General features: G+C 57.6%; 13 protein-coding genes. 6 read left to right on the top strand and 7 right to left on the bottom strand.

Features of this window, described 5'->3' with window-relative positions:
* Positions 1-3 precede the first annotated feature (3 nt).
* Positions 4-1,590 (bottom strand): ABC transporter substrate-binding protein, encoded by a 1,587-nt coding sequence (locus TU86_RS08480; RefSeq protein ID WP_048363854.1) that lies wholly within the window; start codon positions 1,588-1,590, stop codon positions 4-6.
* 515 nt (positions 1,591-2,105) lie between these two features.
* Between TU86_RS08480 and rpmB the strand changes: the two genes are divergently transcribed.
* Both rpmB and rpmG read left to right on the top strand, forming a co-directional pair.
* The gene (gene rpmB / locus TU86_RS08475; RefSeq protein ID WP_019410280.1) at positions 2,106-2,339 is read left to right on the top strand and encodes a 50S ribosomal protein L28; all 234 of its coding nucleotides are present in this window, start codon (positions 2,106-2,108) and stop codon (positions 2,337-2,339) included.
* Positions 2,340-2,350: 11 nt separating this feature from the next.
* The gene (rpmG, locus tag TU86_RS08470) at positions 2,351-2,506 is read left to right on the top strand and encodes a 50S ribosomal protein L33 (protein WP_003437824.1); all 156 of its coding nucleotides are present in this window, start codon (positions 2,351-2,353) and stop codon (positions 2,504-2,506) included.
* Between the two features lie 466 nt (positions 2,507-2,972).
* Here rpmG and TU86_RS08460 read toward each other — a convergent pair whose 3' ends face one another.
* Complete coding sequence (locus tag TU86_RS08460; RefSeq protein WP_053075996.1) at positions 2,973-3,266, bottom strand: I78 family peptidase inhibitor; 294 nt, start codon at positions 3,264-3,266, stop codon at positions 2,973-2,975.
* Positions 3,267-3,483: 217 nt separating this feature from the next.
* Positions 3,484-3,846: a cupin domain-containing protein gene (locus tag TU86_RS08455; protein ID WP_048363852.1), complete on the bottom strand. Its 363-nt coding sequence runs from the start codon at positions 3,844-3,846 to the stop codon at positions 3,484-3,486.
* A gap of 237 nt (positions 3,847-4,083) precedes the next feature.
* On the opposite strand from TU86_RS08455, the gene TU86_RS08450 reads away from it, so the two are divergent.
* Both TU86_RS08450 and TU86_RS08445 read left to right on the top strand, forming a co-directional pair.
* Positions 4,084-5,577 (top strand): aldehyde dehydrogenase, encoded by a 1,494-nt coding sequence (locus TU86_RS08450; RefSeq protein WP_048363851.1) that lies wholly within the window; start codon positions 4,084-4,086, stop codon positions 5,575-5,577.
* Positions 5,578-5,750: 173 nt separating this feature from the next.
* Positions 5,751-6,896, top strand: coding sequence for an MFS transporter (locus TU86_RS08445; protein WP_048363850.1), 1,146 nt, complete (start codon positions 5,751-5,753; stop codon positions 6,894-6,896).
* Positions 6,897-6,904: 8 nt separating this feature from the next.
* Here the strand turns inward: TU86_RS08445 and TU86_RS08440 are convergent, their stop codons facing one another.
* Positions 6,905-8,431, bottom strand: a complete 1,527-nt coding sequence (locus TU86_RS08440; RefSeq protein ID WP_048363849.1) for a phospholipase D family protein — start codon at positions 8,429-8,431, stop codon at positions 6,905-6,907.
* Positions 8,432-8,489: 58 nt separating this feature from the next.
* Positions 8,490-9,911 carry an aminotransferase-like domain-containing protein gene (locus tag TU86_RS08435; protein ID WP_048363848.1) on the bottom strand — a complete coding sequence of 474 codons (1,422 nt, stop codon included), beginning with the start codon at positions 9,909-9,911 and terminating at the stop codon, positions 8,490-8,492.
* A gap of 179 nt (positions 9,912-10,090) precedes the next feature.
* Between TU86_RS08435 and TU86_RS08430 the strand changes: the two genes are divergently transcribed.
* Entirely contained in the window at positions 10,091-10,324 is a 234-nt protein-coding gene (locus TU86_RS08430) for a DUF1127 domain-containing protein (RefSeq protein ID WP_048363847.1), read from the top strand.
* A 45-nt stretch (positions 10,325-10,369) separates the two neighbouring features.
* On the opposite strand, the gene TU86_RS08425 is transcribed toward TU86_RS08430, so the two are convergent.
* Positions 10,370-11,671 (bottom strand): NAD(P)/FAD-dependent oxidoreductase, encoded by a 1,302-nt coding sequence (locus TU86_RS08425; RefSeq protein WP_048363846.1) that lies wholly within the window; start codon positions 11,669-11,671, stop codon positions 10,370-10,372.
* 148 nt (positions 11,672-11,819) lie between these two features.
* Here TU86_RS08425 and TU86_RS08420 point away from each other — a divergent pair, with 148 nt between their 5' ends.
* On the top strand, positions 11,820-12,173 hold the full coding sequence (locus tag TU86_RS08420) for a YkgJ family cysteine cluster protein (RefSeq protein WP_048363845.1): 354 nt from the start codon (positions 11,820-11,822) through the stop codon (positions 12,171-12,173).
* A gap of 129 nt (positions 12,174-12,302) precedes the next feature.
* On the opposite strand, the gene TU86_RS08415 is transcribed toward TU86_RS08420, so the two are convergent.
* Entirely contained in the window at positions 12,303-12,791 is a 489-nt protein-coding gene (locus TU86_RS08415; RefSeq protein ID WP_019828215.1) for an Lrp/AsnC ligand binding domain-containing protein, read from the bottom strand.
* Positions 12,792-12,805 lie beyond the last annotated feature (14 nt).

Genomic DNA, 12,805 nt, shown 5'->3' with positions numbered 1-12,805 from the left:
GGCTTAAGGCTTAACACTCACTGTCGAAAAGTCCTGGCGACCAAACGGACTCACCTGATAACCCTGTACGTCTTTACGGGTAAGTGCGTAGGCCGTTGGATGCGCCAGCGGCAACCACACCGCTTGCTGCTGAATCAGTCCCTGAGCCTTCTGATACAGCGCACTGCGCTTGTCCTGGTCGCTCAGGGTTTTGCCCTCGCTGATCAGGCTGTCCAGCGTCTTGTCGCAATAGCGCGCAAAATTGGTCCCGGATTTCACCGCTGCACACGAGAACTGCGGCGTCAAAAAGTTATCCGGGTCACCGTTGTCACCCGCCCAGCCCATAAACAGCAAATCGTGTTCGCCCGCTTTGGCCCGGCGAATCAATTCGCCCCATTCGATCACGCGAATATCTGCCTTGATCCCGACCTTGGCCAAGTCCGCCTGCAACAACTGTGCGCCCAGGCTCGGGTTAGGGTTCAGCACACTGCCCGTGGGTCGGGTCCAAATGGTGGTACTGAAACCGTCCTTAAGACCTGCTTTAGCCAGCAAATCGCGGGCCTTTTGCGGATCATGGGTATAGCCCGGCAACTGTTTGGCATACCCCCACGTGGTCGCCGGGTAAATACCGTTGGCCGCTTGCGCGCTGTTTTCAAAGACCGCCTTGAGGTAAGTGTCGCGATCAAACGCCAAGTTAATGGCCTGACGCACCTCAGGCTTGTCCAACGGCGGGTGCTGGCTGTTTATGGCCACAAAAGCGGTCATAAACGCGGGGGTTTGAGCAACTTTCAAGGCCGGGTCTTTCGTCGCCGCGTCCACATCCAGTGGCTTGGGCGACAGTGCAATCTGGCACTCATTACGCCGCAGCTTTTGCAGCCTCACGTTGGCATCCGGGGTAATCGCGTAAATCAGCCCGTCCACTGCAGGCTTGCCCGCAAAGTAGTCCGGGTTGGCCTTATAACGCACCACGGCATCTTTTTGGAAACGCGTGAACACAAACGGCCCCGTACCAATCGGCTGACTGTTCATCAACTCGGGCGTGCCGGCCTTGAGCAACTTGTCGGCGTACTCCGCTGAATAAATCGAGGCAAAGCCCATGCTCAGCGCAGGCAGAAACGTGGAGTCCGGGTGCGCAAGCGTAAAGCGAACAGTTTGCGCGTCCGGGGTTTCGATTTTTTTGATCAGTTGGGGCAACTGCAAGGACTGCGCATGCGGGAAGCCACTTTGCGCAATTTTGTGCCACGCATTGGCCGGGTCGAGCATGCGCTCAAAGCTGAAACGCACATCCTCGGCGCTCAACTCACGCGTCGGGGTGAAATACGCGGTGGTGTGAAATTTAACCCCAGGGCGCAACTTGAAGGTGTACTCAAGGCCGTCAGGGGACACTGACCAGCTTTGCGCCAGGCTGGGCACTAACTTCCCGGCCTGGGCGTCAAAGTCCACCAAGCGGTTCATCAGCACGTCTGCCGACGCATTAGTGGTGCTGAGCGAGTTGTACTGCACCACATCAAACCCTTCAGGGCTTGCCTCGGTGCACACGCTCAATGTGGCAGCGTGCGCCAACGGCGCCAAACAAAAAGTGAGCAATAACGGGGCGGCAGCGAGGCGCATAGTCGGTTTCCTTTGCAAGTCGTTGGCCCATCTGCGTATGCAGTCTGGAAAAGGGCCTACCCTAGTGTTCTGGTGACCAAATGACTACTTTTAAGCGTAGCCCGTTCCCTTTAATCACTTCGAAAACACCCTTTCAGGGCCGCGCAACCCTCCTTTTCTGCTCGCTCAAGGATGACCCTGGCATCCACCGGCGAGGCCTCTGAGCCAATTGCACGGGTATCCGCCCCCTGAAACCTTTCATCTTGCGACGAGCGGCAAGACCCAGTCTGGCATAGGCATCAGGGCGGATTGCCGTTAGAATGCCGCCTTTATTTATCGATGCAAATCACACTGCATGTTGTTGCTCTTTAGTCTTTCTGGTATAAAGCAGCGCTCTTTTCTAAGGGCCCGGTTCCTTCGTTTGTAGGCGTAACCGGTAAGACCCTTAAAGAAACGCGGCGCCTAGCGCCAAATGACTGAGAGATTAAGCGGCCAACCCATGCCGGGTTGGGCATGTGGTTTTAGAGGGCTGAGGCATGTCGAGAGTCTGTCAAGTTACCGGTAAGGGTCCGGTGACTGGGAATAACATTTCCCACGCAAATAACAAAACCCGTCGTCGTTTCCTGCCGAACCTGCAGCATCACCGCTTCTGGGTTGAAGAAGAGAAACGTTTCGTGCGTCTGCGCGTATCTGCCAAAGGCATGCGTATCATCGACAAGCGTGGCATTACTGTCGTGCTGGCCGAAATCCGCCGTGCTGGCAAGATCTAAAGGAGCTAATCATGCGTGAATTGATCCGTTTGGTGTCGAGCGCTGGTACAGGCCATTTCTACACCACTGATAAGAACAAGCGCACCACTCCGGACAAAATCGAAATCAAAAAATTCGATCCGCGGGTTCGCAAGCACGTGATCTACAAAGAAGCCAAAATCAAGTAATTGGTTTTTCTTCTTTACGAAAAAGGCCCGTATCTCACGATACGGGCCTTTTTTGTATCTATCTGCCAAGGCTTTGAAGCTCGGTAACAGGTGCCGATGATTCAGGGGAACAGATACCCCTGCCCAACCTGAACCACTTTTATCATCAAGATGCCGTCCTCACCCGAGCTGCTTTCACTCAGATACGGGAAGCCCTTTTCGTACAACCGCTTCATCGCACGCCCCCTGAGGCTGCGCAAGATTATGCTGTTGAGCCAATCCGCTTGGGCTAAATGTGTGGGCTTACCAGCCATCGTTGGCTTTAAAGATCGTTGAGTCATCCAGACCCGCACCGATCCGATGCTTGAACATCCGGGTGTCGCGCCAGTAAAGCTATGCCCTGGAGCTGTAACCCTGCGTGTACTCCATATCCATATGGAACTTCCCGCTCAGCATTGGGCTTACCGATCAATGCGCAGCGTTATCCTCAGCCGCACAGGTATCGCACCAAGATATTGTTTTTATCTACGATCACGCGCAGGCGGTTCGGGTTCACCTCCTGGGTGAATATGTCACCCGGCTTCTCGACCCGTGCCAATGTTGCGCCGGACTCCTTGCGCAGCATTTCCAGCAGCGCTGGCGTGACCTCAGGGGCAACTAAAAAGTTAACGGTGAACGCTTTGCACTGGCCTGCCTGGGCAGCCATTGCAGGCATGGAGCAAGCGCCCAGAACAAGACTGGTCGCCAAAACTAAACGAGTAACTGCGTTGAAATTGAACATATAAAGCTTCCTTGTTTAAACACTTCAGAGATTTGGGTTCACGCTCGGGCCGTACGTTCCATTCACACCCTGCGCACCTCAAAGACTGGCCCAGATCAACGCTGACGGTGTTGCCGACGTATGTCTAAATTTGTACCGATACACGTAAATGACGAACACAAAAAAAGCCCCGTAATCAATCGATACCGGGGCTTTAAATAGCTCTAAATCAATGAGTTCAGGCTTTTGGTTCAAACACTACGTAAATTTTCCGACATGGCTCCAGCACTTCCCACGTCCCTTTGAATCCAGCTGGGATGACAAAGCGATCACCCGCTCTCAGTGTCTTAGCGTTACCTTCCTTGTCACGCAGAACAGAAACGCCCTGCAAGATTTCGCAATATTCATGTTCGGTGTAATTGACTGTCCACTGCCCCACAGCTCCTTCCCACACCCCGGCATTCATTTGCCCACAAGGGCTGTCGTAATGGTTGTGGATAACGTGTTCGGGATCTCCTTTGAGCACCTTTTCAGGTGCCGGACGAAAACGTTCGGCCTCTGTGTTGGTCGTGCTGAAATCGACGATGTTTTCGATGCTCATGGTGTTTGTCCCCCCGAAATTGCGGCATGTGTGATCAGAAAGACCAAAGTCTATGTTTATTAAAACGAACAAGCCATGCCGTTTACGGCACCTGTGTCAAATATATTGAAAGTCCCACAGCCACTGGTTTAGGGTGGCGCATGTCTTGTGCCGATCACATTGGTGGATCGGACAGCATTCCTGACGTGCCACGTGAAAGCCGTGGTGCTTTTTTATTAATAAGAGGAGGACACTCGAATGACCACCCTGACGCGTGCTGACTGGGAACAACGTGCCCAACAGCTGAAAATCGAAGGTCGCGCTTACATCAACGGTGAATACACCGCCGCGGTCTCCAATGAAACATTCGAGTGCCTCAGCCCGGTCGATGGCCGTTTGCTGGGCAAGGTTGCCAGCTGCGATAGCGCAGATGCGCAACGCGCCGTCGAAAATGCGCGCAAAACATTCGATTCCGGCGTTTGGTCGCGCCTGGCACCCGCCAAACGCAAGGCCACCATGATCCGCTTTGCAGGTCTGCTCAAGCAAAACGCTGAAGAGCTGGCGCTGCTTGAAACCCTGGACATGGGCAAACCGATTTCTGACTCACTGGGCATCGACGTCCCGGGCGCCGCCAATGCGCTGAGCTGGAGCGGCGAAGCCATCGACAAGATTTACGACGAAGTGGCCGCGACCCCGCACAATCAACTGGGCTTGGTGACTCGCGAACCCGTGGGTGTTGTTGCGGCTATCGTGCCGTGGAACTTCCCTCTGATGATGGCCTGCTGGAAGCTTGGTCCGGCGCTGTCCACCGGTAACTCGGTGATCCTCAAACCGTCCGAAAAATCGCCTTTGACTGCAATCCGCATCGCCGCACTGGCCGTCGAAGCCGGTATTCCGGCTGGCGTGCTCAACGTCCTTCCGGGCTATGGCCACACGGTGGGTAAAGCACTGGCGCTGCACATGGACGTCGACACACTGGTGTTCACCGGCTCGACCAAAATTGCCAAGCAGTTGATGGTGTACTCCGGCGAATCCAACATGAAACGCGTGTGGCTCGAAGCGGGCGGTAAAAGCCCGAACATCGTGTTCTCCGATGCCCCGGACCTACAAGCCGCCGCCGAGTCAGCCGCCAGCGCTATCGCCTTCAACCAGGGCGAGGTTTGCACCGCCGGTTCGCGCCTGCTGGTCGAGCGTTCGATCAAGGACACTTTCCTGGCACGGGTGATCGAAGCCCTGAAAGGCTGGAAACCGGGCAACCCGCTGGACCCCGCCACTAACGTGGGTGCGCTGGTCGACACGCAGCAAATGAACACCGTGCTGTCGTACATCAAGTCGGGCCACTCCGAGGGCGCCAAGCTGGTGGCGGGCGGTAACCAAATCCTGAAAGAAACAGGCGGCACTTACGTCGAACCGACCATTTTTGACGGTGTGAGCAACGCGATGAAAATCGCCCAGGAAGAAATCTTTGGCCCCGTGCTGTCGGTGATTACCTTCGACACGGCTGAGGAAGCTGTACAGATCGCCAACGACACGCCATACGGCCTGGCGGCAGCGGTCTGGACTGCCGACATCTCCAAGGCTCACCTGACCGCCAAAGCCCTGCGCGCTGGTAGCGTGTGGGTTAACCAATACGATGGCGGCGACATGACGGCACCGTTTGGCGGTTTCAAGCAATCGGGCAATGGTCGTGACAAATCGCTGCACGCGTTCGACAAATACACCGAGCTGAAATCCACCTGGATCAAGCTGTAACACGCAAGCACCGTGGCCGTTGCCCGCTTTGAGCAACGGCTGCGCCCAGTAAAACGCCTGTGGGAGCGAGCTGGCTGGCGATGAACGTACCGAAAGGTATGTAAATCGTTAGCCAGCTCGCTCCCACAGCTGTTTCGCACCCTTGAGTTCACGTTATCCACAGGAGCACACCCATGCGTTGGGCGACTTATTTCGCCGTACTCGCCTCAGTCCTGAGCGTCGGGTTGGCGCTGGGCGTCAGCATGCCGCTGGTGTCGTTGCGGCTTGAAAGCTGGGGCTACGGCGGCTTTGCCATCGGTGTGATGGCCGCCATGCCCGCCATTGGCGTATTGGTCGGTGCCAGCATCGCCAGCAAACTGGCAGCACGCTTTGGCACGCCGGGCCTGATGCGTCTCTGCCTGTGGTGTGGCGCGCTGTCCATCGGTTTGTTGGGGTTGCTGCCCAGCTATCCGGTCTGGCTGGTGCTCAGATTGCTGATCGGCGTAGTGCTTACGGTGATTTTTATTCTCGGCGAGAGCTGGATCAATCAACTGGTGGTCGAGCAATGGCGAGGCCGTTTGGTGGCGTTGTATGGCTGTGCGTACGCCCTGAGCCAGCTGTCCGGGCCGCTACTTTTGGGTCTGGTGGGTTCGCAAAACGACTACGGTTTCTGGATCGGCGTAGGTTTGCTTACGCTTGCGCCCTTGCTGCTGATGGGGCGTGATGGCGCACCCACAACCGAGTCATGCAGCGTCACCTTCAAGGATCTGCTGGTTTTCTGCCGCGGGTTACCCGCTATCGCCTGGGCCGTCGCGCTGTTCGCCGCGTTTGAAGCGATGATTCTGACCCTGCTACCCATCTACTGTCTGCGCCAGGGGTTTACGGCCGATATCGCGCTGGCGATGGTCAGCACCGTGGTTGTGGGCGATGCCTTGCTGCAACTGCCCATTGGTGCACTCGCCGACAAACTCTCACGCCGTACACTGTTCACCGGCTGCGCGGTGCTGTTGATGCTATCGAGCCTTGCGGTGCCGTTGCTGCTCAATACCTTGCTGATATGGCCGCTGTGGGTGATTTTCGGCGCCAGTGCGGGAGGCTTGTTCACGCTGTCGCTGATCCTGATCGGTGAACGCTACCGCGACGACGCGCTGGTTCGTGCCAACGCGCACGTGGCCCAGTTGTGGGGCATTGGCTGTCTGATCGGGCCGCTGGCGGCAGGGGCGGGCAGCCAGTGGATCAGTGGGCATGCGCTGCCGTTGTTCATGGCCGTCGGCGCATTGGGCTTGGTGATATTGGTGCTGCGCCAAGGCGCGTTTGGCGCCGAACAATCACCCGCCTGACCCCGTCGCTAGAGCATTTTTTCCAAACCCACGCGCGTGCTGAACCACGCATTGAGCCGGCGCCACCCACTGCCCGGCTCATGGGTCAAGGTGTGCAATTGCCCGTTGTCTTCGGTTTGCCACACAATCGAGCCTTCGCGCAGCACCGGTTGATAACTCAATGCCGGGGACATGCCTTGCAGCGCAAGCTCTCGGGCCTGCGCAGCCAGTGCGGGACTGTCCACCAGCACCCCGACTTCGGTGTTCCACAAGCCCGAGCGCGGGTCGAAATTGAATGATCCGATAAAGGATTTTCGCTGATCAAAAATCATCGCCTTGCTGTGCAGGCTCGAATCCGAACTCAGGCTGGTCTTGAACAAGTGCGGGCCACTGCCGCCGGTGCTGCCCGGTTGGCGACGCAGCTCAAACAGCTTGACCCCATGCTCAAGCAACGCCTTACGGTACGGCGCATAGCCACCGTGCACCACGGGCACGTCCGTGGCTTCCAGCGAGTTGGTCAATAAACGCACATCAACCCCGGCGTCGGCTCTGCCGGTCAGGTAAACCAACCCGGTTTCACCCGGCACAAAGTAGGCCGACACCAAAATCAACTCTTTGCTCACACCGGCAAGGTCCGGGGCCAGTTGAGTGGTCAGCAGCAAATGCGGATCTGGCTCATCCTTGGCCAGCACCTTGCTCGGAGCGTCCCACAACGCCTGATTCCAGGCCCAGATCAGCTCGTTGCGCCATACCTCCATTTGCGGGCGGGTCTCATACGCAGCCAACTCCTGATACAAGCCGGGGTTGCGTCGCTGCGCCTTTTGCAAAGACGCCTCCAGCTCTTTGCGCGCCTTGGACAGTTCGCGCCTGGACAACCGCGACGAGACAAAATCGCCAATCGGCTGGCTCAATGCGCTGTTCCAATACTGGTCGAAACTGTGCCCCAATTGCTCAGCCACCGGGCCAACGCTCAATAAGTCGATATCCGTAAAGTTCAGGTCGGGCTGAGCATCGAAATACTCATCGCCCAAATTACGCCCACCGACAATTGCGACGCTGTTATCCGCCAACCAAAGCTTGTTATGCATGCGCCGGTGTTGACGCGACAAATTGAACAGCCGCCCCATTGCCCGCGTTACGCCAGTACCTCGACCTAACTGCAAAGGGTTGAACAGACGGATCTGCACATTGGGGTGCGCGGCCAAGGTGGCCAGTAATTCGTCCAGCCCGTCACTGGCGGTATCATCGAGCAACAGCCGCACGCGCACCCCGCGATCAGCCGCTTTGAGCAGCTCGTCCACCAGCATGCGCGTGCTCAAGCCGTCGTGGACAATGTAGTACTGCAAGTCGAGGCTGGTTTGCGCGTTGCGAATCAGCTCGGCCCGCGCGCGAAACGCCTCGCCGCTGTTGGGTAACAGACGAAACCCCGAGCGCCCCTGATACGGCGCTGCCTGCGCCTGGATCGAGCGACCAAAGGACGAATTCGCAGCTGGCATGGCCTGGCTCGGTTCGCGAGGGACGTCCATGCTGGCGCAGCCTCCCAGCACAACACTCATGATTAATACACACAGTGATTTCAACGGGGAGCGCCTCGGACCAAACGTTGCAAAGAAGTTAAAGGGCGCCGGCCAACAGCTTAGTGGCCGCCAGCCCGACCTTGCGCACGGCGTCCTCGATCTGGTACGCAGGCTTGGCCGCGTAGTTCATGCGCAAGCAATTACGGTACTTGCCCGACGCCGAAAAGATACTGCCCACCGCGATCTGCACGCCTTGCTCTAACAGCGCGCGATTGAGTCGCAAACTGTCAAAACCCTCTGGCAACTCAAGCCACAGCATGAAACTGCCTTGGGGCCGACTGGCCCGCGTGCCGGCTGGAAAGTAGCGACTTACCCAACCCAGCATCAAATCGCGATTACGCTGATATTGGGTGCGCATTTTCCGCAAATGTGGCTCGAAATGCCCATTCTTCAAAAAGTCGGCAATGGCCAGTTGTGGCTGCGGCGCGGTGGAACCGGTGCAGATGTATTTCATGTGCAGCACCCGCTCCAAATAACGCCCCGGTGCGACCCAGCCAATGCGCAAACCCGGCGCCAGGGTCTTGGAAAACGAGCTGCACAGCAACACCCGGCCATCGTCGTCGAACGACTTGATCGTGCGCGGGCGAGGGTAGGTGTAGGCCAGCTCGCCATACACATCGTCTTCAATGATGGCCACATCAAAGCGCTGCGCTAATGCGACCAAAGCCTGCTTACGCGCCTCGGGCATGATGTAGCCCAACGGATTGTTGCAACTGGGGGTGAGCTGGATTGCCTTGATCGGCCACTGCTCAAGCGCCAGTTCGAGCGCCTCAAGGCTGATGCCGGTGAGCGGGTCTGTAGGAATTTCCAGCGCCTTCATGCCTAACCCCTTGAGGGTTTGCATGGCGCCATGAAAACTCGGCGAATCGACCGCCACAATGTCGCCCGGCTCACACACGGCGCGGATGCTGCAAGACAGCGCCTCGTGGCAGCCGGTGGTAATCACCAGCTCGTCAGGGCCTAACTGGCAACCCGAGTCGAGCAGCAACCGCGCCAGTTGCTCGCGCAGGGCAAGCACGCCGTGAATATTGTCGTAATACAGGCCGGGCAGGTCCTGACGACGACTGATTTGCGCCAGGCTGCGCAACAGCGGCTTGAGGGTGGGCGTGGTGACGTCCGGCATACCGCGCCCCAGCTGGATCACATCTTTGTGCGGCACCGACCGCACCAACTCCAGCACTTGTTCCCACTGCGAAATTTCCACCGGGCGTTGAGCCGGCTTGCCCATCCCCGGCAAGGCGGGAAGCTCACGTTCCATAGGCACAAAGTAGCCAGACTTGGGCCGCGGCGAAGCCAATCCGTTGTCTTCCAGCAGCCGATACGCCTGCTGAACGGTGCTCAAACTCACCCCGTGCTCGGCACTTAAGGCACGCACGGAAGGCAGACGGTCACCGGGGCGATAAAAACCCTGCTCGATACGCGTGCCAAGTAAGTCAGCGAGGTTGACGTAAAGGGTCATGGCAGCACTCTGGGCAAGGTAGCGAACAAAAACCATGACAGATGGGGCGCAAAACGGGGATTCAGCCCCCGAAAAGCATCATCTGTATGCACGTAAAAACAGTTTGCTGAATCTGTCATGGTTTTCACGACAAGGCCATCATTTTGCTCTGAGCCAACGAGTCAACAAGGAGCCTGGTCATGAATGGTTTAAGCGATGTACGCCTGACGCTGCACGCCCCGCAATTGCAGGATGAGCAGCACGTGTTTCAGGTGATTAAAGCCCCGGCGGGCCTGAGTGGCTGGAGCCTGATGTGGCACCGCTCTCGTACGCGTCGCGCACTGCTCGCACTGGACGAGCAACAATTGCGCGACGTGGGGTTGAGCCGGGCGATGGCCCTGCGTGAAGGCTGCAAACCGTTCTGGCGCTCTTGAACACACGTCGTGTAGTCGCTGCCTACGGCCGCGACTACACCCTATTTAGCGCAGCTCTTTGAGCCGATGCCACAGCATGCCGAGCGCCAGCAGGGGCGAGCGCAGGTACTTGCCGCCAGGGAAGGTGATGTGCGGGACGTTGGCAAACAGGTCGAAGCCGTCGCTGTGCTGGCCACTGATGGCCTCGGCCAATAGCTTGCCCGCCAAATGCGTGGCATTCACCCCATGCCCGGAATAAGCCTGAGCGAAGTACACGTTCGGCTGATCGGGCAAACGGCCAATCTGCGGTAAGCGGTTGGCACCAATACCGATCATGCCGCCCCATTGATAGTCGATTTTCACGTCTTTTAGATGAGGGAATACTTCGAGCATTTTCGGCCGCATGTAAGCCGCAATGTCCTGTGGGTCACGTCCTGAATAATGGCAAGCACCACCGAACAACAAGCGCCGATCGGCCGAAAGGCGGTAGTAGTCCAAGGCCACGCGCTGATCGCACACCGCCATGTTTTGCGGCAACAGGGCGTGGGCCTGCGCTTCGCTCAACGGTTCGGTGGCGATGATGTAACTGCCAGCCGGCAGCACTTTGCCACTCAATTGAGGGTTGAGGTCTTTAAGGTAGGCGTTACAGCCCAGCACCACGCTGTTGGCGCGCACAGAACCTTGAGCGGTGTGCACGCGCACTTGCGGGCCGTAATCAATGCGCGTCACTGCGCTGTGTTCGAACAGCTTGACGCCCAACTGTGCCGCTGCACCCGCTTCCCCCAACGCCAGATTGAGCGGGTGAAGGTGCCCCGAGCCCATGTCGACAAACCCGCCCACATAACGATCAGACCCCACCACACTGCGCACTTCGTTGGCCTGCAATAATCGCGTCTCATGGCGATAACCCAAACTGCGCAATTCGTCTGCTTCTTCGGCAAAGCCTTCAAGGTCGCGAGGCTTGTTGGCCAAATCGCAATATCCCCAGGTCAGGTCACAGGCGATATTGAAGCGTTCAACACGCTGGCGCACGATTTCCACGGCTTGCAGCCCCATCAGCTTCATCTGACGCACACCGTCCTTGCCGATGATGCCTTCAAACTGCTCAAGGCCATGCCCCACGCCACGTATCAGTTGCCCGCCGTTACGCCCACTGGCACCCCAGCCGATCTTGTGCGCTTCAAGCAAGATCACGCTCATACCGCGCTCGGCCAGTTCCAGCGCCGTGTTCAACCCGGTAAAGCCCCCGCCCACTACGCACACATCGGCCACATGTTCGCCTTGCAGCACCGGATGATCGGGCTGCGGCAAGCTGCTGGCGGCGTAATAAGAGGCGGTGTGCTGGCTGCGCTGAACAGGGGCGTTCATGTGCGTGATCCTGATTATTTGTGTTTGGAAAATTTGACGGAGCATAAGCCGTGCCATTCACATGGGGCAAGAACAGCTGGACGGCGCTGTCTAGGGCAGGGGTTTTCAGGCAGACTCTGCGGCCTTTTAAAAAATCGGTACGCCCTGGATGAGCTGCAACAGCCATAAAATCCGCTTTCTGCGCCAGCAAATACCATCGTTTGAGTGCGTACCGGGTTGCCATGACTGCTGCGGACCGGTGACCACCTCGTCTGAAGAAATGGCGCGCTTGCCGCGCAAGACCGCCGCCGAGCAGGAAGCGGCCATGGACGAGCTGAACTGCGTGCATTTGGGCCCCAACGGCTGCACGGTGTACGAAGAACGCCCGCTGATTTGCCGCCTGTTCGGCACCACACCAACCTTGCCTTGCCCCAACGGGCGCAGACCGGTGGAGTTGATCCACCCCAGCGCTGAAAAATTGGTGCATGAATACATCGCCAGTACGCGGCAGGTATTGGTCTGAAACCCCCAAAGCCCCTCACCCTGACCCTCTCCCGGAGGGAGAGGGGACTAAAAGCAAAAGCAGCTCAGCTCAGCTCCCCCCCCATCCGCTTCCCATCCCGCAGGGAGAGGGCGGGGGTGAGGGCCGCTGTTAATCCGCAATCGGCAAATTCAGGCTCTCTTTCACTTCTTCCATCACGATGTAGCTTTTGGACTCGCGCACATGGGGCAATTTCAACAAGATATCGCCCAACAGTTTGCGATAGGACGCCATTTCGCTAATGCGCGCCTTCACCAGATAGTCAAAGTCCCCCGACACCAAATGGCACTCCAATACATGGGGAAGCTTCAACACGGCCCGTCGGAACTCATCAAATGTATCGCCAGATTTGTAATCAAGGCTGATCTCGACGAACACCAGCAAGCTGCCCTGCAAATGCTGCGGATTGAGCCGGGCGTTGTAGCCCATGATGATCCCTTCGCGTTCCAGCCTGCGCACCCGCTCGGTACAGGGCGTGGTAGACAGCCCGACCTTCTCTCCCAGCTCGGTAAACGAGATCCGGCCATCGGCCTGCAAGATGCGCAAAATGTTGCGATCAATCTTGTCCAGCTCACGCTTTGTTTGATGATTTGTACGCATAGGAGAATCTCCTT

It is taken from the genome of Pseudomonas weihenstephanensis, from assembly GCF_001043055.1.
GTDB classification, from domain to species: Bacteria; Pseudomonadota; Gammaproteobacteria; order Pseudomonadales; family Pseudomonadaceae; genus Aquipseudomonas; species Aquipseudomonas weihenstephanensis.
The sequence above is the reverse complement of the archived record's forward strand: the minus strand, read 5'-3'. Positions and strand labels throughout refer to the sequence as shown.